Genomic DNA, 23,390 nt, shown 5'->3' on the forward strand with positions numbered 1-23,390 from the left:
AAAGCAGCAATATTGAGAATGGACAATAGAGTGAAAATATGGATGATTATCTTATTTTTAATCTAAAGGGGTTCGCAGATGGGGGCAGATGAGATCTGCGCACAGGCATGGGCCTTGTGGAATTCGCTGTGTGGTAAAGCATTGATAGCACCACAAACACAAGCTCTGACGAAGATGCTTAATTTAGAAAAGAACGCTGATTATCGTCTGCTGTTAACCCCCGATTCTTTTTCGTAGTTACTCCGGCAGCAACCCCAGGCACAGGCATTAAAAAGCCGCTGGCAAAGCCATTTTCTGGGCAAGACCTTGGACAGTGTGCAGGCCACCGCATTCATCAATGACCTGATCTCCATACTGGAGTTGGTGGATCAGCATTTTGTGGCTTTGCCCGTGGTCAGTCAGTCTAATCTTCGGCAGGGTGAAGTGGGGGATGCAGCGGTGCGACGTCCTGCCGGAAAAAACAGCGGTTGGACCTTGATGCTCACTGTGGAGGGCGGGGGAACATTCAATTGCGTGCGCCAATCTTATGCCTCTTCGCCAGGAGATCTGGTGTTGCTGGCGCCTGGGGCTTTATACGATTATCGCCGAACGGATGATCAGCCGGTTTGGCGGCATTTCTGGATTTACTGCAATCTTTCCCCTGCAGTCGTAAACTCTCTTAACTGGCAAGAGCTGGGGCCCTATATCTATCAACTGCACCTGCGCCCGCAGGATAATCTAGTCGTGCAGGAAATTTTCCAGCAGCTGTTCGATCTGGACCCCTCTGAAAAAGAACTACCCACAGCGTTACGGAATAATCTGGTGGAGCAGATATTTCTACGCTCGTTACAATGGGCTGAGGACGCCAGCGGCCATGTAATCAATGCACACGTGAAACAGGCCATGAATTACATTGAACAGAAGCTGTACGATTCTATTGCCGTTGAAGACATTGCTGAGGCTGCAGGACTGTCGAAAGCACGGTTGTCAGCGTTGTTTAAAAATTCACTGGGGCGCAGCATGCTGAGTTGGCGGGATGAACGACGAATGGCCCAGGCGTGTCAGATGTTAATGAACCGCGCTGTGAAGATTCACACTGTCGCGCAAGCCCTGGGTTACGACGATGCCTTGTATTTCTCTCGGAAATTCAGGCAAGTGGTTGGCAAAAGCCCGCAAGCGTATCGGCGTAAGAGGCTGTAATCGAATCTATAAGATTACCATTTCATCACCTTGGAATGACTGTCTGATTAAATACTCAATTTAACATAATCAATATTATGCGAACTAAAAAAAGGGTGATCGACGAAATTTTCCCTAACACCTGTGTAAACCCTTGTAACATAGGGTGATCGACGAAATTTACCCTAAAACCTGTGTAAATCCCCGTAACCCATTGAAATGTATAAATATTTACTAATTTTTTAACAGTTCATTAGTGGGGTGAATTACGAAATTTGCCCTAAAACCTGTGCAAACCTTTGTAACATATTGATTTATAAGAATATAAATTCATCTAGAGCATAATTTCAAAGAAAGGGGCGCTTACAATTTGGTGGCTTTGACTGTAGTGCAACCAGACTTGGCCGGGTGTCAAGCTGGATGAAGAGGGGAGGGGCTAGAACACACAGTACCACTCCCTTCTACACATTCGAGATGCTATGATGACGGCTAATCGAGCTCTACATCCTGAAACTCCTGCAGCGTTCTGGAGAAGCTTGGCGTTGCAGGTTGGTCAAAGTCATAAACCCCTAACTTATTAACATGCGCCCAAGCAATGACTGAACCCTCTTTCACACCCTCAAGAATTGCTTCCTGCTCTTGATTGTCTTCCGTGTTGAGATAGTGTTCGCTCAAAAAGAGGTAGTTCCATAAAATGATGACGTTTTTTAAAAACGTCAAACACAGTTGGGTTATGGTGATCTTAGGCTCGACACCAACTTTAAGCTCTCCACCACGAGCAAAAAACATAGCTTCGGAGAGTTTTTGACCCAACTCTACGATGTTCAATTGTTTATTGATTGAGCGTCTCAGATCAGCATCGTCAATATAGGTTAGAATAAATTCAGTTTTCAATAACCTGCCAAATTCTTTGACAGCTGCATACAGCTTGGTTTCTCTCGTTGACGCAGATAAAGTTTTAAACGTGTCCGAACCAGGGCAATAACCCAATTTAATCGATACCATCAGTCTCAGTATATCATCCCAGTTCTCAATGATTTTCTTATGACTAATACCACGCCCTGGCTTGACCGCATAACTAGATTTTCTTTTATTAGTTTTCGATTCATAGTAATAGAGCTTTTGTTTGTGTACATTTTTGATGCGAGGTGAGAAAGCTACGCCCAGAAAGTTCAGCGCAGTAAAGGTAGCTTCCGTGTAACCGTGAGTGTCCGTGCTGTGCCGATGCTCGTCTTCATCCTTAAATAACGTTCCTTTGGTCTTAGCCAAACCATCAATCATATATGGAAAAATAAATGGGGACGGAGGGATTAAAATTTGATCAGTCTTGAAGTTGATTAATAAATAATTCCTCCGTCCCCTTTTCGTTGCCTGGTGGGGTAGGGCTGGAAAATGGCCACTGGCTGCAGTCCGGCGATCGGCTGCGTCTGGTGCTGGACGACATCGGCGCAATCGAACACCAGATATTGTAACGTCAGAAACACTCAACAGTTGGATCTGCATCTTGGCACGCCTTATGAGGTTACTCTCATAGGCGTGCGTTTTTTTAGATGAGAGAATCCAGACCAAAGAGTCAGACGTCTTCCTAATTTATTGCTTTTAAACAATAAAAAATCATCGCCTTCAGTGTTGAATAACCTGCCGGTGTGTGAATTTCCAAAAACCTGTAATGGCGAATTTTTCACTCTTTACGGATTGTCAATCCCGGATAGAATGATTATAAAGCTAACAAATACAAAGAGAGTCGTACCTGTGAAATGGGGACCGCACGGACAAAAAGCCGCCATCAGTATTACGTTCGACAACTTCGGTGAAGCGGCTGAGCTGGAGTTAAATCTATGGCCCGCAGACCAACCCATCGGTCAACATGGCACCCGCACAATGTTACCCATCATCCTGCGAGATCTGCAACAAGCAGACCTGAAGGGCACATTTTTTATCGAAGGTTGGAATGGTGACATCTATCCCGAGTCTGTTGACGCCATTCGCGCCGCGGGGCATGAAGTTGCTTGTCACGGCTGGCGACACGAGATCTGGCAGACAAAAACAGCACATCACCCGTTCCAGTCTCGCGGCCCTCAGCAGCGCAACGGCTACCCCCGTTGGTTTTTGCCCACCCGGCGGCAGCATCTCCGACACTTGTGCAGAGCTGCTTGCCAACCATCAACTGACATATGTGTCAGCGGTCGGGGAGGGTGCAAAATGCAGTCACGGTTTGGCGCTGCTGCCATTTCGCTGGACAGAGGTGGATGCACTCTACTTTGAACCTTTTATGAGTCAATACAGAGAGCAGCTGTACGGCTCCGCAGCGCTGAAATCCCTGGAAGAATGGGCAACAGCCCTGAAGTCGGTCATTCAACAAGCACTGGATACGGGGGGTTACTACAGCGTAATTTTTCACCCTTATTTGTTAAGCGAGGACGAGGGTCGTCGAGAGGTTTTTCGCGAATTCTTACGTGCTCTCAAGGCTACAGACGATCTGTGGATTGCCCCCTGTCGGGACATCGCTGAACATCTGCTCGGTACACCACCTCAACAATAATCACCTTCAGGAGCTACATCGTGTCACAGACTTCCATGCTTCGCCCCAACGGCATTAACCACCTGGCCCTCTCCACAGCGAATATGAAAACTACGCTGACATTTTTCAATGAGGTGCTGGGTATGCCTCTGGCTGCACTCTACTGGATGCATGGCGCCGAACAAGCCATTCATGGATTTTTTGGAGCTGAACAAATCGTCTTATCTGGCGTTTGTATACACGCCTAAAAACTCAAAACAAGTGGACATCGGTATTACCCACTCGGGCAACCCCATTGCAGAATGTACCATGGGTACCATGCAACACCTGGCCTTCAATGTTGACACGCTTGAGGATTTGTTGGCCCTCCGTGACCGTATCCGCGCCAACAATATCCACTGCATGGGTCCGCTGGATCACGGCTTCGCCAAATCCATTTACTTCGCCGGCCCCGAAGGCCTGACGCTGGAAGTGTGCACTCTGACAGGCAGCGACATCAACAACTGGGTAGACCCTGAAGTTGTCTCGTTACTCGGCATCAGCGATGACGAACTGGAAAAATTGCGCAACCCGGAGCCGTTCAATCTACCCACCCGTCCTGTGTCACAACCCTCTCTGCAAGGGGCCAGCCCACTGAAAATGGTTTTTCCGGAACAAGCCTATAACACCATCATGTCGTCCAGCGATGAGGCCGTGGAAGCCATGTTTAAAGAAACCTGGGAGCCCGAACCCTGATCAATATCGGTATCCGTTGAAAAGACAATACCGCTCACCGGTAAAATCGTTGTTTATAGCAGCGTGAGCCGTCACTTTACGGTGCAATAAGTCAGGCAAAGGGCAGGGCGGAGGTATCGCCGTGCCCATTCGCTGGCCAATCTAAACCCCAAGGTGAGTCGCCCGTCACTTATTTCCAATAAACGAGTGACTGACGTCTTCGACTTTTGGCAAGTTCTTGTGCATGCGGTGTAACAGTTTGAGTAGCGTCTTGACCTCCGAGGTAGAGAAGCCGCTCAATAACGCCGCTTCTCTTTCCAAAGCCAGCCCCAGGATGCGATCATGCAATTTGCGCCCCTTTGCAGTAATAACCGCCAGCTTTAATCGCTTGTCATTTTCATCATCCCGAAAGGTAATGTAGCCATCGGCATGCATGCGCTTAAAACAACGACTGACGGCGGCCTTATCCAAGCCGATGGTAGAGGAGACATATTGTGCCGAGATAGGATTGCCCTGCACCAGTAAGGCCAGACAGCGCCAAACCTCGATACCCACACCAAAATGCTTGAGGTACAAAGTAGACGCACCGCCCGAGAGTTTATTCGCAACCCAGGTAAGAACGGCAGGAACGTAATTCGCGAAATCAATGGCTTCAGGCTTGGACAATGGATGGCACCGTTATCAGTGAATAATCGGTGCCATCCATAGCAGAAATCAGCGATCAAAGGTACGCAGCTTTTCCATAATTCGACGGGCTCTGTTCGCCCCAGCATCCACATGGATACTGATCATGGGTTTATCTTTAAATCTCAGCATATTCTGATATTGATCTTCAATAACGACCTTGTCTTCCTCAAACGTGTATTTTGTCTGGGCAACGACGCTGGCAAGTGTCCCCTGGGGGTCAGACACCGGATTCGTGGCAATGGACCAGATGTAGTGAGAAGTGGTTTCGGTTTCCGGGGTTATGCCGTGGAAGCCTCGCATATGAAACCCGCCTCTCGAAGGATCAGTCAGATCCGCGCTACCGGCATCGACACCTCCCGTCCATATTTTGATGTGGGTTGGCTGAAAATCAATCTCCGCCCAGCGATCAATTTTACCCCCAAACGGATAGGCCGATGTGTAGGTGGGGGGCGGCAATGAATCACGCATGTAGCGAACCACTTGCACGCTAACGTCATCGCCGGTGGTTTTCATGTCGGCATTCATGTGAATGGAGGGCGTACCGCCGATGGTTTTCTGATGCACGTAGCCTACATGGCTGAGATCCAGAAGATTGTCATGAATGAGCTGATAGGGCGCCTCATAATGAAAAACATCGCCGCCCCAAACATAACGACTGTCGCCGTGAATCGGATAGCTCGGCGCATCGACCAAGGGAGCGTGGTTGCCTTTTGAACCGAACCACATCCAGATAAAGCCGTCTTTTTCCTGCACGGTGTAAGCACCGACCCTTGCTTTTGCAGGAACCATCGCCTGACCGGGTATTTCAATACATTGGCCACTGCCGTTATAGAGCATGCCGTGATAGCCACAGCGAATACCCTTGGCTTCTACCGTACCCGAGGACAGTGGCAGACTGCGATGACAGCATCGATCTTCAATGGCATAAATATCCCCACTGCTGTCACGAAACATGACAACGGGGTGGTTCAGCAGGGTGCGTCCCAAAGGTTGCTGATCGACTTCGCTGCTCAATGCAGCAATGTACCACTGATTCAGAGGAAAGCTGGTGGTCTTGTCATTGCTTAGATCATTGACACCGGGAATATGCAGTTGTGCGCTCATGGTGAACCTCTTTCAATTTGGTTGATATGTCGAGTGAAAGTCATTTTGTAAATTATTGGTTGATTTATCAATTTGTTGGTTGTAATAGGGCAGGCGCTCGAACCTGCCCGCCAAATCCAGTAATACTTGAACAAAAGCGATCAGAACCTGTACCCTAACGTAGCACCGTAGGTGGCCGGTTCCTGAAGAGTCGCTGTGCGCATAAAACCAAGTGCAGCAGAGCCTACGTTGATGTGAGAGATGATCTCTTCATCCGTAATGTTCCTCCCCCAGAGATTAATGGACCAACGCTCATCATCAGATCTGAGCACCAGATTGGCATTCACCACAAAGGTTTCATCCTGGTAGGCAATATCTTCTTGGAATTCATTAAACCAACGCTCGGAGGTATAGACACCCTGGACCTTGAATTTTGCAGACCAGTTCGCTATCACATCAAATTCATATTCAAAAGAAAGATCGGTATTAAATTCCGGGCTATTGGGCAGTGAGTTGCCTTTCAGGCTGATGTCTACACCCGGCGCAAAGGTGGAATTCTGGGTTAAAAATTCGTTGAATTCGGCATCAACATAAGCGATATTCAACTTTCCCGTTAGGCCTTCTGTTAACCGTACGATGGATTCGATTTCAATGCCCCGCGTTTCAGCTTCGGCAGCATTTACAGTAACCAGAGTTCCCCCAATGGGTCGCTGCACCTGAAGGTCTTCGACCGTGGCATTGAAAAGGGTTGCATTAAACTGCAGGCGGTCATCCCACCATTGGCTTTTCATGCCGATTTCATAGCTCTCAATAAATTCCGGGTCAACGGGGTCCCCCGCATTACCAATATTCATCACACCGGTCTTGTATCCTTTTGAGGCGGTGGCGAAAAAGAACAAGCCGTCTCTGGGGGTATACTCAACGGTGAGCTTGGGGGTCCATGCATCCCATTCATCTTCACGATCGATCAGAACAGTTACCGGAGGAATCAAGCCCGGTGGCCCTGCTAAAACGGTATAACCGGTATCACTTTTTTTATCTCTGCTGTAACGCAGTCCGGCGTTAATGGACCAAACCTCATTGACATGCCAGGTACTGTTGACAAATGCTGCCCAGGATTTGCTTTCCTGCTCACCGTCAAAAACAATCAACGGGCGTCCTGCCAGCTGATGACCGAGAGAACCTGGAAAGTACTGAAGACCCGCCATGTCTTCATGAAAGTAGTAGAGCCCAAACATCGTCGTATGCTGCTGGCCATCCCAGTTTAACTGCAATTCCTGGCTATAATGTTCAGATGATTCTTCAGACAGATTGCCCAAAAGAACCACCGGTGTCCCGTTTAAATCGGTATCGGATGAACGCTCCATTTCAAGATAATTACTGATCGATTTGATAGACACATTATCAGACACATCCCCACTGACTTCTAACGTGTATGAATCAATCTCTTTCTGCGCGGAGATATCAACCTCCGTATTTAAATCGCGAGGGTCACGGGCAATTTCTCCACCCATCGCAATTTCCGGTGGGAGTACTGAAGGATTTCCTCCACCCAGCATATGGAATGCATCACCGGCATCATCAGATTCATAATGACTGATACTCAGAAAAGCCTCGAGTTTGTCACTGCCGATATAGGTCAGGCCCAATCTATAGCTTTCATTGTTCACATCATCGACATCTTTGCCGCTGAATATGTTTTCACCAAACCCGTCCCGATCTTCGGTTCTAAACGCCAGGCGCCCTAACAGTTGATTGTCGATTAATGTCCCACTCACGGCACCTTGCAATTCAAGCAAATCGTAGTTGCCAACAGTGGCATTAGCGTAACCTTCGAAAAGCTCGGTAGGGCGTTTGGTAATAATATTCAACGATCCGCCGGTCGCGTTACGGCCGTACAGTGACCCCTGAGGGCCACGCAGTACCTCGATTCGCTCCAGATCATAAAAGCCACTGATTTGAGCGCTGGGTCGGGAAATCACTGCGCCGTCTACATGAAAGGCAACACTGGGTTCACCGCCGGATGCAAAGTTGGTTAATCCAATACCACGAATGTAGACCCGCGCGGTTCCCAAAGCAGTTGACACCTGCAGGCTCGGTGCTTGAGATTGCAGATCCAGCACCGAAGTAATGCGCTCTTCACTCAAAGACTCCCCCGACATTGACGAAACTGCGATAGCGGTGTCTTGCAAGCTGGTTTCACGTTTTTGGGCAGTGACAATTACCTCTTCCAGTGCAATGGATTTTTCCGCCCAGGTCGTCGGTGAAAGACCCACGCCAATCGACATCGACAGTAATGTCTTTGCCAAACGGCAGGAAGAAGAATGAAATCGTTTATTCATCGTGCACTCCTATTCTTATTTTGATTATGTCTTGTTTGATGATGTTTCATCGATAATTTAGCTATATATATGGGATCGTTATAACATTAAAAAAGGTAGACTTATCAACTATCCGAGAGATTCAAGGTAAAGAGAAACAAGCAAATATAGAAGATGATAAAAATTACCCACCGATGCTTTTTTACTATCGGTTTTTCGGAGTTACGGAAAGGTGGGTATCGAAAGCCCTTGGCGTAGGCCGCTAACACTGGCTCGCAGGCTCCTGCCGGTAACACCCATCAGCATCGTCACAACCGCCACTGGAGGTAACGCCAGTTTAGTGACGATGGGGGCTGTCCCACCCGCTAATATCTACTCGGCGACAGTTTTTTTCTCATTGACATCAGCGTGGTGGCGATACTGGTGCGGCTGCGGTCTAAAACTATGGGGAAATGGTTTACGGTCGGCGTTAGCAGATTACATTGAACGACTAAAGCGCCGTAACAGCTACGACAATGGCCTGATAAAACCCTATGCAACGTTGGCGGTTTTCTCTCTGGAAGGCGATTGCTGGTACCCTAAAATTACACATGCCTGACTTCTCATTCAGGCAACAAATGTATATTTATACTATTGGAGTAAAAGATAATCCGTTGAGCATCTGATGTTTGTAAGATGCTCAACGGACAAGGATAGAGGTCAAACTTGCTGTAGCAGTTTAACCACAGGGGATATCATCTGCCTTTGCGCAGGATAAAGCGATTCTTAGCGATTAAATTGAAATCATAAGCGATTAAAACGAAAACATATCCTCAGCAAAAATCACCGGACCCGTGAAAGTTTGACTGATGACGTTCGCTGCGCGCATGGCCATCGTCGGTCAAGTCGATCCTTCACTGGCAGCTAAAGTCCCAGAGGGTATTCTTAAACCCTGCAAGATCTTTATTATGACACCGCCATTTCCGCTAATCCCATTACCATGGCGTCACTGCTGGCATTTACCACTGCCGACAAGATCGTCATTGGCAGTGACTATCCGTTTGTTCCAGAGCCAGGATTAAAAAATATGTTTGCAGAATTGAAAAATATGCCAGAGCTGGACTCCGTAGCGCTGGAAAAAATTTATAAGGGAAACGCGTTGAAATTGTTTTCAAATTGGAAAAGATAGCGCGATCATCCACTTTCAGTTGGTGAATAGTTCGAGTGCTAATGCCGATAAACCGAAACCTACAGATAGTTTGCGTTAAACATTTTACTGATTTTAATGGTAGTAAGGAGTGCAATTTATGTAATGCCTAGTAACGGTAGAAAGTTATAATATATTTTCACGGTCTTCAATTTTTAATTTTCACCTACGTCATGCTGTTATCATATGCTATGAAATCCTGGCCCCATCCCAATCCGTCACAGCCTGTATCAGAGCAGGAGCATCGCACACACGGTGATAATAGCTATTTAAAGGTGAAAATATTTCTTCTGACCAAAGATAATTCAACTTCAGATTATCTAATCGCATTAGTTCCAGTCCCCAGAAGAGATCTGCTAACGTGGGGTTATCAGAAAACAAAAATGATGTATTTATATCGCTGAGCCGAGAATTCAAGTCAGACAATATATGCTTAATGATTTCTATGGTTTTCTGCATAGATTCTTTTTCAAACAGATTATTCGCCGCGGATAATTCCTTTTCCCACTTCGCAGAATAAGCTTTAACCAACAGCTGGTCGTGGGAATACTTTTCGATCAGTTCATCGCAGCGTCTTACTTTATTAATTGCAAACCCTTCGGATTGAGGATGAGTTACTCCCGCCTTTTTATCTACATTGGCCGCCAGAATCGGATAATTAGGAAATTCGTCAATAATCCTGAGTTCTTCCAGAAGTTGTGGTTTACAAAATTCAGGGCAGAGTTCCTCCCGATAACTGCCGCTGCGGGCCACCAACTCTAAACAAATACGCTGTGAATCGATAAGAATTTCACCACTGCGCTGATCCACCAGCGTGGGAACGACGCAGGCGTCACAACCAGTAGTCGCCATGGCGGTGGAGCCACTGTGCTGATTGGCAAAAGGGAGACCCTGCTGTTCACAGGCAGCTGCCCGCAACCGCACATAGTCAGGCACATAGGTATCGCCGCGTGGAATATTCATCTGATGAGAGACATAAGGCTGTCCTAGCGCCGCCAGAACAACGCGTACCTTCTGTGAACAGATGGAATTGGGAGCATGAAATAAATGCAGTGCAGGCTCAACACCTGGCTCATGAAAAAGTACGCTTTCTCCTGGAAAGTGATTTTCCAAAATCTCAAGAGTCCGTGCGACAATGCTATTCATAAGATTCACCTTCTATAGACAACTAGCTTACGCCAGAAAATGTATGCAAGTTCGTGCAGTCATCGGGTTTGCGAGCAAATGGTAGGGGCCATCTGACCTTCAAAGAAGATACCAGTTAAGACTGACTGATTACTTCCAGGTATCGCAGCTTTGTGTCCAAAATGAACAGTTCGGGGCTTGCGATAACAAATTGATATCGACTTGGTTCCTCCTATATCTCCCCACGATAAATCCCAATGGCATACTTGATCACATCGCAGTAGGTACCTGAACTCACTAATGCCCGCAGATTGCGAAAAATAGCAATAAATATCAGGTATCAGGCCTGCTCAATAACAACAGACCCCGGCATTGACCATGTCAACGCTCATTAGGCTAGGAGAATTACCATGTCAACAAAACCAAAATTTTCTCATGTTGTATTTCAGACAGCGCAGGGCGAAGCGATGCGAAACTGGTATAGCACTGTACTGGATGGGCATGTGGTCTTTTCCGATGAAGTACTGAGCTTCGTCACTTACGATGAAGAACATCACCGAATCGCGTTAATTCACCCCCCGATGGAGATGGATCGTAAAACCGAAACTACCGCCGCTGCACATCACACAGCATACACCTTCGCTAATATCGACGATCTGATTGCCCGCTACGAACTGCTGCGTGACCAGGATATTTTACCTGAAGTGTGTATCTGTCACGGCATTACCACATCGATTTACTACAAGGATCCAGACGGAAACTTCGTTGAGCTGCAGATTGACACGTTCGAAAACCCGGATGATGCCACCGCCTATATGGAAGGTCCGTACTATGAAGAAGACTCCGTTGGCCCTGCATTTGACCCGGAAGAGCTGATCGAAAAACGTCGTGAAGGCATGACCGAGCAACAATTGGGTGATCGTGAAACCTGGAGGAACTCCGGACTCGGAAACCCCTTGGAAGTATTGATGGGTCCTCGTTAAGGGTGTCCGAAAGTCTGTTTCTGCAACTGTGCCGATGAGACAGAGAGTGAATCGGCACAGTCTTTTTCTGCAGAAAACCAGCATCGCTGATTTCCCATAAAAACTAGAGGTCGACAAATGATCCAGATGAAAAGAACACTCTTGAAGGGCATTCTTTACGGCACCACCCTCGCTATAGCACGGGGCCTTAAAAAGAACACTGAGGCCATCAAACAGGCCGGTAATATCGATTGCGTTGCCCAGATTATGCTGAAAGACGGCAGTATCGCTCGACATTATGTGTTTAAAGGCGGGCGCATGGTGGACACCCGCGGCAGTGTTTATGATGGTGAAGCACAAGTGAATCTGGTGTTCCAGGATGTTGATACAGCACTGGGCTTTTTATCGCTGAAACCGGATTACCACACAATCGTTCACGATGCCAAGAATTTTAAAGCAGCTGTTCTCGGTGATAGTGAGCTGTGCGTCTGGTTTATGCATTTGATGAACATGATAGCCTCGGGTACTCAGAAGATGGGAACCACCATGCCCGACGGATGCACGCGCTTGACCACCAACACCAATGGTGGTCCGATGTTTGTCTATGTCAAAGACAATAAGATTGTACGCATGACGCCCATCGACTTTGATGACAGCGACGCTGAGAGCTGGACCATCAAAGCACGCGGCAAAACATTCACGCCGTTACGCCAGGGTGTTATCAACCCTCACGCCCAGGGCCTGAAGTCCACCGTTTATTCCGACAAGCGTATTCTCTACCCAATGAAACGGGTCGACTTCGACCCCAACGGTGAGCGCAATCCGCAGAACCGGGGTAAGTCCGGCTATGAGCGCATCAGCTGGGAAGAGGCCACCGACATCGTTGCCAATGAAATCAAGCGACAGCGCAAAGTCCACGGTCCCGGCTCAATCGCCATGGCCTTCGGCTCTCATCACCAGTGGGGGAATGTGGGCTATTACCTGTCGGCCTTATTGCGTTTCGGTAACCTGATTGGCTTTACCCGTGTGGTGCCCAACCCCGACAGCTGGGAAGGCTGGTACTGGGGTGCCATGCACCATTTCGGTAACAGTATGCGTGTGGGGATTCCCGGTCACTACGGCCTGGTGGAAGACTGCCTGAAAGAAGCGGAAATGATCGTTTTCTGGTCCAGTGACCCGGAAAGTACCAATGGCTACGCCAGTGGTCTTGAGGGTACCCAGCGCCGTTTCTGGGCCAAAGAACTGGGCATTGATTTTGTGCATATTGACCCCAACCTCAACGCCACCGCCCAGCTCTACGGGGGTCGCTGGATTCCCGTAAAACCAGGCACCGATCCGGCGTTGGCGATTGCCATCATGAATGTCTGGGTCAATGAAGATCTCTACGATAAAGACTATGTCGAGGGCCGCACCACCGGCTTTGATGAATGGAAAGCCTATCTGCTGGGCGAAGAGGATGGTGTTCCTAAAACCCCAGAATGGCAGGAAAAAGAAACCGGCGTGCAAGCGCATGTGGTACGCGCGCTGGCCAGAGCCTGGGGCAAAAAGAAAACCTATCTTGCGGCTGGAGGTCTCGGCACCGGTTTCGGTGGTGCTTGTCGTAACGCCACCGGCAGCCAGTGGGCTCGCAACATGATTCTGATGATGGCCATGCAAGGCTGGGGCAAGCCCGGAGTGAACTTCGGAAATCTGCAGGCAGGTACCCCACTGGATCACTATTTTTATTTCCCAGGCTATGCGGAAGGGGGCATTTCCGGAGAGCTGAATTTTACTGCGTGTGCAGTAAACAACTACCAGCGCATGCCACACGTCCTGACCATGAATCCGGTAAAACAGATGATTCCCCGTCAGCGATTGGCCGATGCTATCGTCAACGGTAAGGCGAGCGGTTACATCTGGGATGGTTCATCCGCAGAGGCACAATTTGCCGAGTTTCAGTATCCCATGCCCGGTTACTCCCCGGTGCACATGATCTACCGCTATGGATCGTCAAGCTTTGGGACCATCGCCAATTCCGATCGCTGGGTAGACATGTACCGTCATGATTCCCTGGAATGTGTGGTCAACCAGTCGATCTGGTTGGAAGGAGAGGCCGAATTCGCCGACATCATTCTGCCCGCTTGTACGTCTTTCGAGCGGTATGACATCAGCGACTGGGGCAACTCCGGCGGTTATATCCACCACAATACCGATCAGCTTAATCATCGTACGGTGGTATTCCAGCACAAGTGTATCGAGCCGCTGGGAGAGTCGAAGTCAGACTATGACATATTTACGGCTGTGTTGAATAAACTGGGCCTGGGAGCGATGTTTACCGAAGGTTGCTCCGAGCTTGACTGGTGCAAACGTGTGTTCGAATCTTCAGACCTGCCGAACTACGTGAGCTGGAAAAAATTTATTAAAAAAGGCTACCACGTTATTCCACCGGCTCCGGAAAATCTGCGCACCCCAGCGTACTTCCGCTGGTTTGCAGAAGACCGTTTCAAAGATGTGCCTGAGCCCATGCCACTGCCTTCTCAGTGGTCTGATATCGCCGGCAAAGGACTGCAAACTCCTTCGGGCAAGATCGAATTTGTCTCCACTACCATTCAACGGAATGACCCGAATAATCCAGAGCGGCCGGCGTTGAACCGTTACGTACCGTCCTGGGAAGGTACCCAGACCACTGAGTTGTACGACAAGTATCCGTTACAGCTGCTCACGTCTCACTCGCGCTATACCTTTCACACCTATGGCGATGGCAAGGACTCCACGTTAAACGATATTCCGGATCACCGTGTGTGTATTGATGGTTACTACTACTGGGTGCTGCGCATGAATCCGATCGATGCGCGGGCGAGAGGTTTGCAGCATCACGATCTGGTGCGCGTCCACAACGGTCGCGGCAGCGTTGTCTGTGCTGTGGATGTATCGCCCCTAATGGCCCCAGGAACATTGAAGAGCTGGGAGTCCTGCGCCGAGGTCGATCTGTTCGAAGATCCACGTTTTGGCCGGGTCGACCGTGGGGGTTCACTGAATCTGCTGACGCCGGAACGGCCACAGGTGAAAAACACCGAAGGTATGGGAAGTAACTCGTGTTTGGTCGAGGTCGAAAAATGGTCCTACGCCAATGAAGAACTGGTTAGAGCATAGGTGATCAATATGAAAAAGTGGAATCTCATCATCGACGTTGCCAAGTGCGAAAACTGCCACAACTGCACCTTGGCCACCAAAGACGAGCACGACGGGAACAGTTTTCCTGGCTACGCTGCCGAACAGCCGCGCCACGGCGCTGACTGGGTCAAGATCGAACGCAAGGTTCGCGGTGAAGGTACCATGGTAGAAGCCAATTACCAGGTGACCATGTGCAATCACTGTGACGACGCACCCTGCGTAAAAGCCGGAGACGGTTCTGTGAAAAAACGCGATGACGGTATCGTGATTATCGATCCAGATAAAGCCCGCGGACGCAAAGACCTGGTAGACGTCTGTCCCCACAAGGCGATTTGGTGGAACGAAGAATTACAACTGCCGCAAATCTGGATCTTCGATGCTCATCTGCTGGATCAAGGCTGGAAGCAGCCACGCTGTGCGCAGTCTTGCCCCACCAAAGCCATAGAAGCTGTAAAAATTCTCGACAGTGAAATGTCAGCTCTGGTAGAAAAAGAAAATTTGCGCGTACAAAATCCAGAGTTTGGTACCAAGCCTCGGGTGTACTACAAAAACCTGCACCTGATGGACACGGAATTTTTAGGTGGCTGTGTATTGTACGACAACAACGGTACCACCGACTGTGTAGAAGACGCAAAGGTAACCCTGTTGAAAGACGGTAATTCCATTGCAACCACGGCAACGGATTTCTTCGGTGATTTTAAATTTGACGGTCTCGCGGCTGACAGTGGCGAGTACACCATTGAGGTATCGCACCCCACTCAGGGACAGGCTGCCATCACGGCGACGTTTTCCCAAAGTCGCTACATTAACGACATTCTTTTGCAGGTCTAGGGAGAATTTTCATGGCGGTTCAATTTTTGAAACACATCGCTCTGGAGATTGCGGAAAGCGATTGTGATAAGGCGGAAGTCTTCTATACGGCATTTGGTCTGGAGTTGCGTCGCAATTCCCTGCACATGGGATTCGCCTGTCAGGGGCGTCAATACGACTCGCTGATACTGATTCCCGGCAGCGATAGAAAACGTCTGCACCACGTGGCCATGGGAACGGACATTGCCGGTTTGGCAGCCATTGAAGAACGTCTTGCAGCGGCAGGTATTGAAATCCTTTCCATGATTGAAGGTTTTAACAACGGCGGTCTTTGGTTTCGCAACCCACACGGACTTCTGTTTAATGTCCAGGTCTGTGAACGGGAGCGCGATGTTACCCCCGAAGCGCCGTTTTTGATCAACTCACCCGGTCACTATAACCGAATTAATGCCGGTGCCATGCCACCTAAATCGGAGCTGGGTGAGGTGGTGCCGCGCAAGCTTGGACACACTCTGCTGTTTACCCCACACCTGCAGGAATCCATCGATTTCCTGATTGACGTGCTTGGCATGCGACTCTCTGATCGCTCGCAAGACGCTGTGGCGTTTCTGCATTGCCAGGGTGGCAGTGATCACCATGTGATCGCTCTTGCTCAATCCTCGGCAGTTGGTTTCCATCACGCCAGTTTTATGCTGGCGACTCCGGACGAAGTCGGGGTGGGCGGACGAGAGATGATTAACAAAGGCTATGAAAAGGGCTGGGGGTTTGGTCGCCACGCCATTGGTTCTAACTTCTTTCACTATATACAGGATCCCTGGGGCAGCTTTATCGAATACTACGCCGACATCGATTACATCGGCGACAGCGATAACTGGGAAGCGCAAAACTGGCCATTGGAAGACTCGCTGTTTACCTGGGGCCCCAATCCACCTGAGGATTTTGTTCGCAACTATGAATCTGAATAACCGTGCCCGAAAATCTGAGTAGGGACAATCCCGATGCAGTATTATCCTTGATAGACACTCTTAATGATTTTGGAGATGTAACACTATGAAACTGGTTCGCTTTAACACTGATTCTGGCCCCCGGACTGGCGTTGTTGTTGACAACAACATTATTGACCTGACCCAAGCTGGCGCGGATTATACCGACATGATGGAAATTATCGCCGCCGGTCAAACGGCACTGGATTCTATCGCCACGACCATTACCGGTTGTACTCCACACCTGAGCCTTGACGAGGCCCAACTTCTGGCACCTGTAGCTCGTCCCGGCAAGTACCTGGCTATTGGTATGAACTACAAAAAACATCAGGAAGAGGCTTCCAAGTTGGGCGTGGCAGAGCAAAATCATCAGGTCTGGTTCAACAAGCAAACCACCTGTGTTTCCGGTCCATTTGATGAGATCGATCCGGGTGTTACGGAAAAACTCGACTATGAAATCGAGCTGGGCATCGTCATCGGAAAACCGGCGAAGGGTGTGAAAAAAGAAAATGCCCGCGACCATATCTTTGGCTACTTTGTGGCTAACGATGTATCGGCCCGTGATTGGCAGTTTCATACCCCGACATTCACCATGGGTAAATCCTTCGATACCCACGGGCCGATTGGCCCATGGATCATTACTGCTGACGAAGTGGCCGATCCACAAAATCTGGATCTGCGATGCCTGGTGAACGGTGAGTTGCGTCAGTCCAATAACACCTCTGGTATGGTACACGATATCGATTCCCAGATTGAATATCTGTCCACCGCCTTCACCCTTGAATCCGGTGACCTGATTGCCACCGGCACGCCCGAAGGGGTTGGTGTGGCGATGGACCCTCCGGTGTTTCTTCAGGCTGGTGATGTCGTGCGTTGCGAGATCGATGGCATTGGTGTGATTGAAAATACCGTCAAGCTGTAAGTATCCAGTATCAGCCCCCGGTCGCATTCATGAAACGAATGATCTGGGGCTGATCATTCTCATAGAAATGATGTTTCTCAGGTTTAAGTGCCAGTGCATCGACGATAGTCTGCTTCAACCGCTCGCGATCACCGGGATATCGGCGGATCAAAGCCTTCAGATCAACTGCATCTTCATTGCCCAGGCACAGCAATAGCTTGCCCTCCGCGGTCACTCTCACACGATTGCAATCCCCGCAAAAGTTATCACTGTGCGGCGAGATAAAGCCCACCCGTGAGAGAGAGCCGTCAACGCGCCAATAGCGGGATGGGCCGCCGGTGTTTATCGTCGTCGGTTGTAACTCGTAATGTTCCGCCATCAAAGCCCGCAGTTCCGCACTGGAGCAAAATTCCGTTTCCCGCTGGTGATCAACTACCGCGCCAAGGGGCATTTCTTCAATAAAGCTGATATCCAGGCTTTCGCGCAAGGCAAACTGTAACAATGGTATTACCTGATTGAGGTTACGGTGTCGTAAGATCACCGCATTCAGTTTTATGGTTTCGATACCGGCCTGACGCGCTGCGTCTATCCCGCAAAACACATCGTCCAGTGATCCTGTACGGGTTATCTCGTGAAATTGATTCGCGCACAAGGTATCGAGGCTGATATTAATGCGGCGGACACCGGCCGCTGCCAAATCGCTGGCGTGGTAGGGCAGGTGAGTACCGTTGGTGGTTAATGTCAGTTCATCCAGTGAAGGTAAGCGCCCCAACTGTTGGAATAGCGAGGCAATATCCCGCCGGATTAGAGGTTCACCACCAGTAATGCGAATTTTTTTCACACCCATATCGACAAACGCCGCGGATATCTGGGCACACTCTTCCAGCGACAGCAGCTGCGCTCTGGGCAGAAATGTCATATCTTCAGACATGCAATACACACAGCGATAGTTGCAGCGATCCGTCACTGATAAGCGCAGGTAGGTAATGTGACGTCCGAAAGGATCGGTCAGTTTCATGGGTGCTCCTGAATGATATCTTGCCAGTAGCCAGCTTACCCAAAGGAACAAGTCCACATAAGATGGGCTATACGCTCAACCGATCATAAAAAGGCATCGCTGTGTCATCTTCGCTAATTGCCTTTTCAATTTTCAGAGAATGAATAGAGATACCCATAAAAACCGTTGCTGGCTATGTGGGATGATCAAACTCATGCTGCTAAACGATCATCATTTGTTATCACTACAGGCAAAGTCATATCTTGTTATCACTGCCTCCGCACGCATACTGAGAGCAAAACTAAAATGCCAGTATCGTGAACTATGAAAAGCAGTAGAGTCAGATCGAATCTTTTTTCGTGCCTTTCCGGCCGCTATGCCCAGGCTAAGCCCGTGACACAGATGGTATCGCCTTTGATCATTGCCATTCATGGTGGTTCATTCACTTCTGAGTATTTCGATATTCCCGGTTACTCATTGTTTGAGCGTGCGTCGGCATTGGGCATATCGGTACTGGGCATCGATCGTCCTGGCTATGGTATGAGCATCAAGCTGGATGACAGCAAGTCGGGTATCCAGGGTCAGGCCAATTATCTGCGCCTGGCTCTCGAGCAGGCATGGATCACTTACGGTGAGGGGCACCAGGGCATTGTTCTGATCGGCCACTCCATCGGCGCTGCCATCGCGCTCACCATAGCGGCAGACAATACCCAATTGCCATTGCTGGGTATTGCTGTTTCGGGTGTCGGACTGCGCACTCCCAAACAGTATATTGATGCCTGGAATAACCTGCCGGGCACATCGGTGGTAGAAATGTCTGCGGCACTGAAAGATTCGGTGATGTTTGGCCCAGCGGAAAGCTTTACCGATGACATGCCATCTGCAAGCCATCGGGCGAACACGACGGCATTGCGAGAAGAGCTGCTGGACATTGTATCCGGCTGGCCTCAACGCGTTGAGGAAATATTAGCCAACATTCGTATTCCGGTGCATTACCGTCAGGCCGCCAATGACCGACTTTGGGTCGTCAACCAGCAACAGCTGGATGAGTTTCGCGCGGCACTGATTGTGGCACCGCGGGTCGACGCTATGCTGATAGCCGATACTGGCCACTGTATGGATTTTCATCGCATTGGCGCCGCCCTGCATATCCAGCAATTGGGTTTTGCCCTCCAGTGCGCTGTCGAGCACTAGCCCTACACTCGCTGAATGAATTTCATTGAATCACCACAACACCAACACCTTTGGAGAGACAAACTATGTCAACACTGAAACGACGGGATTTTCTGGGCGCCTCTGCCGCTGCTGCCCTGTTGGCCAGCAGCGGTGCAGTGCGCGCCGGCAGTCAATCACAGCCCGGCCGAATTATTGCTACGGAAGAGGCCTTTGCCCCCAAGCGCTACTTCCAGGAGTACCTGAAGTTGGCAGAGCGCAACGAGTCCATGGTGACTCGCTATCTTAAAATGTATTACGAAAAGCCGCAGGTGGTGAAACAACTGGGGGATATCGATATCCGTCTGGAGGATATGGACCGCCATGGCGTCGACATGCATGTGTTGAGTATGACCGCCCCCGGGGTACAGGTATTCGAAGAGGCTCTGGGCACTGAATTGGCCATTGAAACCAACGAAGAAATTGCATCGATCATTAAACGCTATCCCCAGCGGTTTGCCGGCCTGGCCACCATTGCCCCACAAGCGCCTGAAAAGGCCGCTGCTGAAATCCGACGTTGCATGAGCGAACTGGGATTCAGTGGTGTCATCATCAACTCGCACACTCAGGGAGAGTTTCTCGACAACCCCAAGTTCGCGCCCATTCTCGAAGAGGCGATTCGTCAGCAAGCGCCAATTTATCTGCACCCCACCTTTCCACCCGACACCATGATCGAAGCCTATACCGACTACGGTATGATGGGTGCTCTGTGGGGATTTCAGGCCGAGTGTTCGATGCACGTAACGCGTATGATCCTGAGCGGCGTCTTCGATCGTTATCCGGAACTGCAAATCGTACTGGGCCATATGGGGGAGGGTTTGCCTTACTGGCTCGGCCGGATGGACAATCGCTATCAGAATATCTTGCGCAGGGGCGGACTTAAGCCGCTTGGCATGACGCCGCTGAAGAAATTACCCAGTGAATACTTTCGCTCCAACTTTACCGTCACCACCAGTGGTATGAATTGGCAGCCACCACTGAACTATTGCCTTGACCTTATGGGGCCAGACAGGGTTATGTTTGCCATCGACTTTCCGTTCGAACGCACCGGCGATGCCATGGGTTTTCTGATGGATGCCAAAAAGACGCTGCCCACCAAGGTGTACGAGCAGCTCTCACACGGCAATGCTGAACGGTTGTTTCGCTTATGATCGGTATTTAAGGAATCTGATTTAGGAATATATTGAGACAACAGAGTGTTGTTTGCATCAGCCTTCAGAATGAAGGCTGACTTGTTAGGGCTTCGCCGATAGGATTCAGTTGCTTTCGCCCAGCCAGGACTTGCAGCTTGACAGCAATTGCTTTTCAGCATCGCTATACGCGGTAATCAGAGCGCGGTCACATTCGATGCCTTTATTGGCAAACCACCAATACAGGAATTTAGCTTCCTGGGGAAAGCGAGCCAAAGCAGCCTCACTCCATGCCTCCAGGGGTTGATCGGCACTGGACATCGGATTTAGCAAGTCCTTGTCGTAGACCGCCGTGCGATTGACGATGCCCCAGCGACCATCGCGTTTTTCCAAACGATCAAAAAAGCGGAAATGGCCCTCAAAGTCGAACCAGACACCTTCGGCCTGATCGCGAATCAACAGCACGGCGTTACAGCGGCTAAACCCCCGATTGCCGTTAACCTCCACCCAATTATTGGTAATGTGGTGCTTCATATGCATACCAGAAGCACGGTTGGCCGCCATCTCGCGAGAACGCGCGATAAACGTTTCTGCAGTTGCCCTGATCCAGGAAATTTTAATGTCTGCATCCGTATGGAAGCACTGGGAAAGTGCCTCCCAATCATCACTGTCCCGCGCCAGCGCCCATTTATAAACCAATTCTTCTATTAGACGTCGGTCATTCACCGCGTGATCTGGGTATTCCATAGTAGGACTCCTGTAATAAGCTGATGCGCAGATGGTAAAAAAAGCGCTTAGCCTGCTACAAGATGGCAAAACACCAGTAGTGATAATTAATTGTTATCTATAAGGTAAATATGACTCATCGCCAAACCTCTCTCAGGTGGTGATCACCGGTAATTAACCCCGCCAGCCCCGTAACGAGACGTATTGATCAAAATTCGTTATCTCACGTCTGTTTTTTGAATCTTTTTTAGCGCAGACATCTGACATAGGCTAAGACCCCATAACCCAAAAATATTAAATAAAATGTCAGAGATTGATGTGGAAAGAGCAATAGAGACCAGTCTGCAACAACCCCTTCGGAATGAACTGCAGATTCATGCAGTTCCATTATTTGCCACATTTATTGGTTTGCTGTTTTCAGTAGGCACTCTGGTGGTATATTCCTTCGGAGTTTTCTTCCAACCATTGGCTCAGGAATTTGGCTGGTCTCGCAGTGAGATTGCTGGCGCCTTGTCGATTTCTCAATTAGGGCTAGTGATTGCCGGACCGATTCACGGCATTCTGATTGATCGCTTCGGAGCACAACGCCTTCTACCGTTGTCCATTGTCGGACTTGGCCTGACGATGGTGTCTCTTTACTGGCTCACCGACAGCAAGTTTCATCTTTACGCCTGCTTTTTTTTGATGACCGTTCTGGGGGCGACAGCATCACCGTTGGGCTATTCACAAATTATTGTTCAACGTTTCGATCGTCATCGCGGTTTGGCATTGGGTATTGCCCTGGCGGCGGTCGGGGTTGGCGCAATGATCTTCCCATCCGGCGTGCAGCAGTTAATTAGTAATGTGGGCTGGCGCAGTGCATTTCTCGCCATTGGTCTCGCTGGCTTGATTCCACTGTTGTTTTGTCCATTGATGTTCCGCCAGTCTAAGCGGCACAGTCACCCATTGCAGGCTATTCAGTGCTGCGCTGATGAGCCTCCAAGACCACACGCCAATAAGCGCACATTTATTCTGCTGGGTTTAATTTTCACGGCAATGGGTTCGGTGACCGTGGGTATCTACGCTCACTTTATACCCATGCTCAGCGATCGCAACATGGACCCTGCCCAGGCTGCCATGATGGCCGGTATCGTCGGAGTCGCAGTTATAGTAAGTCGCGGATTCATCGGCTGGGTGGTCGATAACGTCCACGCGCCGCTGGTACTGGCCATGATCACCATGGGAATTGCCGTAGCTTGCATACTTTTAAATCTTGAGGTGGGCTCATTCGTATTGGTCATCGTTGCCGTCTTACTGGGATTGGGGCTGGGTGCCGAAATGGATCTATTGTCATTTCTGGTAAGTCGCTATTGGCCACAAAAATCCTTTGGCACCATCTATGGACCACTGTTCGGAATTTTTTCCATCGGAACTGCTTCAGGACCACTGCTGGTAGGTCTGGCATTCGATCACTCGGGCAGTTACACCTATGCACTTTTCACAGCGATCGTACTGGCCGCGTTGATTGCCATTCTATGCACGTTGTTGCCGCGTTATGAATCAGGCAATAAGGGCGGCCACTGATCATAAATTAGGACCTCGATTCATAACCAAAACGTCCGGGTAAACAATTTTATCAGATTTTCAGAGCGGATCTGATCACTCTCAACTGATGTACGGTGCAACTCGGTCGAGCATCAGAATTACGCAATACTCAGTCATCCATTCAGTTTCAGGGTGAC

Annotated in this window: 20 protein-coding genes and 1 pseudogene; 14 read left to right on the plus strand and 7 right to left on the minus strand. The window is 49.4% G+C overall.

Annotated features, from left to right (window positions below; genetic code table 11):
- Positions 1 to 315: 315 nt before the first annotated feature.
- Positions 316 to 1,179 carry a helix-turn-helix domain-containing protein gene (locus tag G8770_RS09570; RefSeq protein WP_341771128.1) on the plus strand — a complete coding sequence of 288 codons (864 nt, stop codon included), beginning with the start codon at positions 316 to 318 and terminating at the stop codon, positions 1,177 to 1,179.
- Between the two features lie 468 nt (positions 1,180 to 1,647).
- Here the strand turns inward: G8770_RS09570 and G8770_RS09575 are convergent, their stop codons facing one another.
- Positions 1,648 to 2,661 (minus strand): Tn3 family transposase, encoded by a 1,014-nt coding sequence (locus G8770_RS09575; RefSeq protein WP_167185340.1) that lies wholly within the window; start codon positions 2,659 to 2,661, stop codon positions 1,648 to 1,650.
- Positions 2,662 to 3,039: 378 nt separating this feature from the next.
- Between G8770_RS09575 and G8770_RS24635 the strand changes: the two are divergent.
- The 4 genes and pseudogenes from G8770_RS24635 to G8770_RS09595 all read left to right on the plus strand — a co-directional run.
- Positions 3,040 to 3,153: pseudogene (locus G8770_RS24635) on the plus strand (hypothetical protein); the annotation flags it as partial.
- Between the two features lie 4 nt (positions 3,154 to 3,157).
- Positions 3,158 to 3,700: a polysaccharide deacetylase family protein gene (locus G8770_RS24150; protein ID WP_243760380.1), complete on the plus strand. Its 543-nt coding sequence runs from the start codon at positions 3,158 to 3,160 to the stop codon at positions 3,698 to 3,700.
- Positions 3,701 to 3,720: 20 nt separating this feature from the next.
- Complete coding sequence (locus tag G8770_RS09590; RefSeq protein WP_167185349.1) at positions 3,721 to 3,927, plus strand: VOC family protein; 207 nt, start codon at positions 3,721 to 3,723, stop codon at positions 3,925 to 3,927.
- On the plus strand, positions 3,872 to 4,414 hold the full coding sequence (locus tag G8770_RS09595) for a VOC family protein (protein WP_167185352.1): 543 nt from the start codon (positions 3,872 to 3,874) through the stop codon (positions 4,412 to 4,414). Before G8770_RS09590 ends, G8770_RS09595 begins: the two co-directional genes overlap by 56 nt.
- A gap of 165 nt (positions 4,415 to 4,579) precedes the next feature.
- Here G8770_RS09595 and G8770_RS09600 read toward each other — a convergent pair whose 3' ends face one another.
- From G8770_RS09600 to G8770_RS09610, 3 genes are all read right to left on the minus strand, one after another.
- A complete protein-coding gene (locus tag G8770_RS09600) occupies positions 4,580 to 5,059 on the minus strand; it encodes a MarR family winged helix-turn-helix transcriptional regulator (RefSeq protein ID WP_167185355.1) in 480 nt (159 codons plus the stop codon).
- Positions 5,060 to 5,107: 48 nt separating this feature from the next.
- On the minus strand, positions 5,108 to 6,184 hold the full coding sequence (locus G8770_RS09605; RefSeq protein ID WP_167185358.1) for an aromatic ring-hydroxylating oxygenase subunit alpha: 1,077 nt from the start codon (positions 6,182 to 6,184) through the stop codon (positions 5,108 to 5,110).
- Between the two features lie 140 nt (positions 6,185 to 6,324).
- Positions 6,325 to 8,505 (minus strand): TonB-dependent receptor, encoded by a 2,181-nt coding sequence (locus tag G8770_RS09610; RefSeq protein ID WP_167185362.1) that lies wholly within the window; start codon positions 8,503 to 8,505, stop codon positions 6,325 to 6,327.
- Positions 8,506 to 9,442: 937 nt separating this feature from the next.
- Between G8770_RS09610 and G8770_RS09615 the strand changes: the two genes are divergently transcribed.
- Positions 9,443 to 9,652, plus strand: coding sequence for an amidohydrolase family protein (locus G8770_RS09615; protein ID WP_341771129.1), 210 nt, complete (start codon positions 9,443 to 9,445; stop codon positions 9,650 to 9,652).
- A gap of 207 nt (positions 9,653 to 9,859) precedes the next feature.
- Here the strand turns inward: G8770_RS09615 and G8770_RS09620 are convergent, their stop codons facing one another.
- A complete protein-coding gene (locus G8770_RS09620; RefSeq protein ID WP_167185368.1) occupies positions 9,860 to 10,816 on the minus strand; it encodes a glutathione S-transferase family protein in 957 nt (318 codons plus the stop codon).
- Between the two features lie 389 nt (positions 10,817 to 11,205).
- On the opposite strand from G8770_RS09620, the gene G8770_RS09625 reads away from it, so the two are divergent.
- The 5 genes from G8770_RS09625 (at position 11,206) to G8770_RS09645 (ending at position 17,625) form a co-directional block, all read left to right on the plus strand.
- A complete protein-coding gene (locus tag G8770_RS09625) occupies positions 11,206 to 11,778 on the plus strand; it encodes a VOC family protein (RefSeq protein WP_167185371.1) in 573 nt (190 codons plus the stop codon).
- Positions 11,779 to 11,904: 126 nt separating this feature from the next.
- On the plus strand, positions 11,905 to 14,889 hold the full coding sequence (locus tag G8770_RS09630; RefSeq protein ID WP_167185374.1) for a molybdopterin-dependent oxidoreductase: 2,985 nt from the start codon (positions 11,905 to 11,907) through the stop codon (positions 14,887 to 14,889).
- A gap of 9 nt (positions 14,890 to 14,898) precedes the next feature.
- Positions 14,899 to 15,741, plus strand: coding sequence for a 4Fe-4S dicluster domain-containing protein (locus G8770_RS09635; RefSeq protein WP_167185377.1), 843 nt, complete (start codon positions 14,899 to 14,901; stop codon positions 15,739 to 15,741).
- A gap of 11 nt (positions 15,742 to 15,752) precedes the next feature.
- Positions 15,753 to 16,685 carry a VOC family protein gene (locus G8770_RS09640; protein WP_167185380.1) on the plus strand — a complete coding sequence of 311 codons (933 nt, stop codon included), beginning with the start codon at positions 15,753 to 15,755 and terminating at the stop codon, positions 16,683 to 16,685.
- Between the two features lie 85 nt (positions 16,686 to 16,770).
- Positions 16,771 to 17,625: a fumarylacetoacetate hydrolase family protein gene (locus tag G8770_RS09645; RefSeq protein WP_167185383.1), complete on the plus strand. Its 855-nt coding sequence runs from the start codon at positions 16,771 to 16,773 to the stop codon at positions 17,623 to 17,625.
- Positions 17,626 to 17,635: 10 nt separating this feature from the next.
- Here the strand turns inward: G8770_RS09645 and moaA are convergent, their stop codons facing one another.
- Positions 17,636 to 18,622, minus strand: a complete 987-nt coding sequence (gene moaA, locus G8770_RS09650) for a GTP 3',8-cyclase MoaA (RefSeq protein ID WP_167185386.1) — start codon at positions 18,620 to 18,622, stop codon at positions 17,636 to 17,638.
- A gap of 381 nt (positions 18,623 to 19,003) precedes the next feature.
- Between moaA and G8770_RS09655 the strand changes: the two genes are divergently transcribed.
- Together G8770_RS09655 and G8770_RS09660 are read left to right on the plus strand one after the other, a co-directional pair.
- A complete protein-coding gene (locus G8770_RS09655; protein ID WP_243760407.1) occupies positions 19,004 to 19,795 on the plus strand; it encodes an alpha/beta hydrolase in 792 nt (263 codons plus the stop codon).
- Between the two features lie 65 nt (positions 19,796 to 19,860).
- Positions 19,861 to 20,964 (plus strand): amidohydrolase family protein, encoded by a 1,104-nt coding sequence (locus G8770_RS09660; RefSeq protein ID WP_167185392.1) that lies wholly within the window; start codon positions 19,861 to 19,863, stop codon positions 20,962 to 20,964.
- A 105-nt stretch (positions 20,965 to 21,069) separates the two neighbouring features.
- Here G8770_RS09660 and G8770_RS09665 read toward each other — a convergent pair whose 3' ends face one another.
- The gene (locus G8770_RS09665; protein WP_167185395.1) at positions 21,070 to 21,690 is read right to left on the minus strand and encodes a nuclear transport factor 2 family protein; all 621 of its coding nucleotides are present in this window, start codon (positions 21,688 to 21,690) and stop codon (positions 21,070 to 21,072) included.
- 297 nt (positions 21,691 to 21,987) lie between these two features.
- Between G8770_RS09665 and G8770_RS09670 the strand changes: the two genes are divergently transcribed.
- Complete coding sequence (locus G8770_RS09670) at positions 21,988 to 23,232, plus strand: MFS transporter (protein ID WP_167185398.1); 1,245 nt, start codon at positions 21,988 to 21,990, stop codon at positions 23,230 to 23,232.
- Positions 23,233 to 23,390 lie beyond the last annotated feature (158 nt).

This window comes from Pseudomaricurvus hydrocarbonicus, from assembly GCF_011602365.1.
Taxonomy (GTDB): domain Bacteria; phylum Pseudomonadota; class Gammaproteobacteria; order Pseudomonadales; family Cellvibrionaceae; genus Pseudomaricurvus; species Pseudomaricurvus hydrocarbonicus.

Coding starts and splice junctions, on each gene's coding strand:
- G8770_RS09575 (WP_167185340.1), bottom strand. CDS start 2,661: ATGCAGATCCAACTGTTGAGTGTTTCTGACGTTACAATATCTGGTGTT.
- G8770_RS24150 (WP_243760380.1), top strand. CDS start 3,158: ATGAAGTTGCTTGTCACGGCTGGCGACACGAGATCTGGCAGACAAAAA.
- G8770_RS09595 (WP_167185352.1), top strand. CDS start 3,872: ATGGATTTTTTGGAGCTGAACAAATCGTCTTATCTGGCGTTTGTATAC.
- G8770_RS09605 (WP_167185358.1), bottom strand. CDS start 6,184: ATGAGCGCACAACTGCATATTCCCGGTGTCAATGATCTAAGCAATGAC.
- G8770_RS09610 (WP_167185362.1), bottom strand. CDS start 8,505: ATGAATAAACGATTTCATTCTTCTTCCTGCCGTTTGGCAAAGACATTA.
- G8770_RS09620 (WP_167185368.1), bottom strand. CDS start 10,816: ATGAATAGCATTGTCGCACGGACTCTTGAGATTTTGGAAAATCACTTT.
- G8770_RS09625 (WP_167185371.1), top strand. CDS start 11,206: ATGTCAACAAAACCAAAATTTTCTCATGTTGTATTTCAGACAGCGCAG.
- G8770_RS09630 (WP_167185374.1), top strand. CDS start 11,905: ATGAAAAGAACACTCTTGAAGGGCATTCTTTACGGCACCACCCTCGCT.
- G8770_RS09635 (WP_167185377.1), top strand. CDS start 14,899: ATGAAAAAGTGGAATCTCATCATCGACGTTGCCAAGTGCGAAAACTGC.
- G8770_RS09640 (WP_167185380.1), top strand. CDS start 15,753: ATGGCGGTTCAATTTTTGAAACACATCGCTCTGGAGATTGCGGAAAGC.
- G8770_RS09645 (WP_167185383.1), top strand. CDS start 16,771: ATGAAACTGGTTCGCTTTAACACTGATTCTGGCCCCCGGACTGGCGTT.
- moaA (WP_167185386.1), bottom strand. CDS start 18,622: ATGAAACTGACCGATCCTTTCGGACGTCACATTACCTACCTGCGCTTA.
- G8770_RS09655 (WP_243760407.1), top strand. CDS start 19,004: ATGGTATCGCCTTTGATCATTGCCATTCATGGTGGTTCATTCACTTCT.
- G8770_RS09660 (WP_167185392.1), top strand. CDS start 19,861: ATGTCAACACTGAAACGACGGGATTTTCTGGGCGCCTCTGCCGCTGCT.
- G8770_RS09665 (WP_167185395.1), bottom strand. CDS start 21,690: ATGGAATACCCAGATCACGCGGTGAATGACCGACGTCTAATAGAAGAA.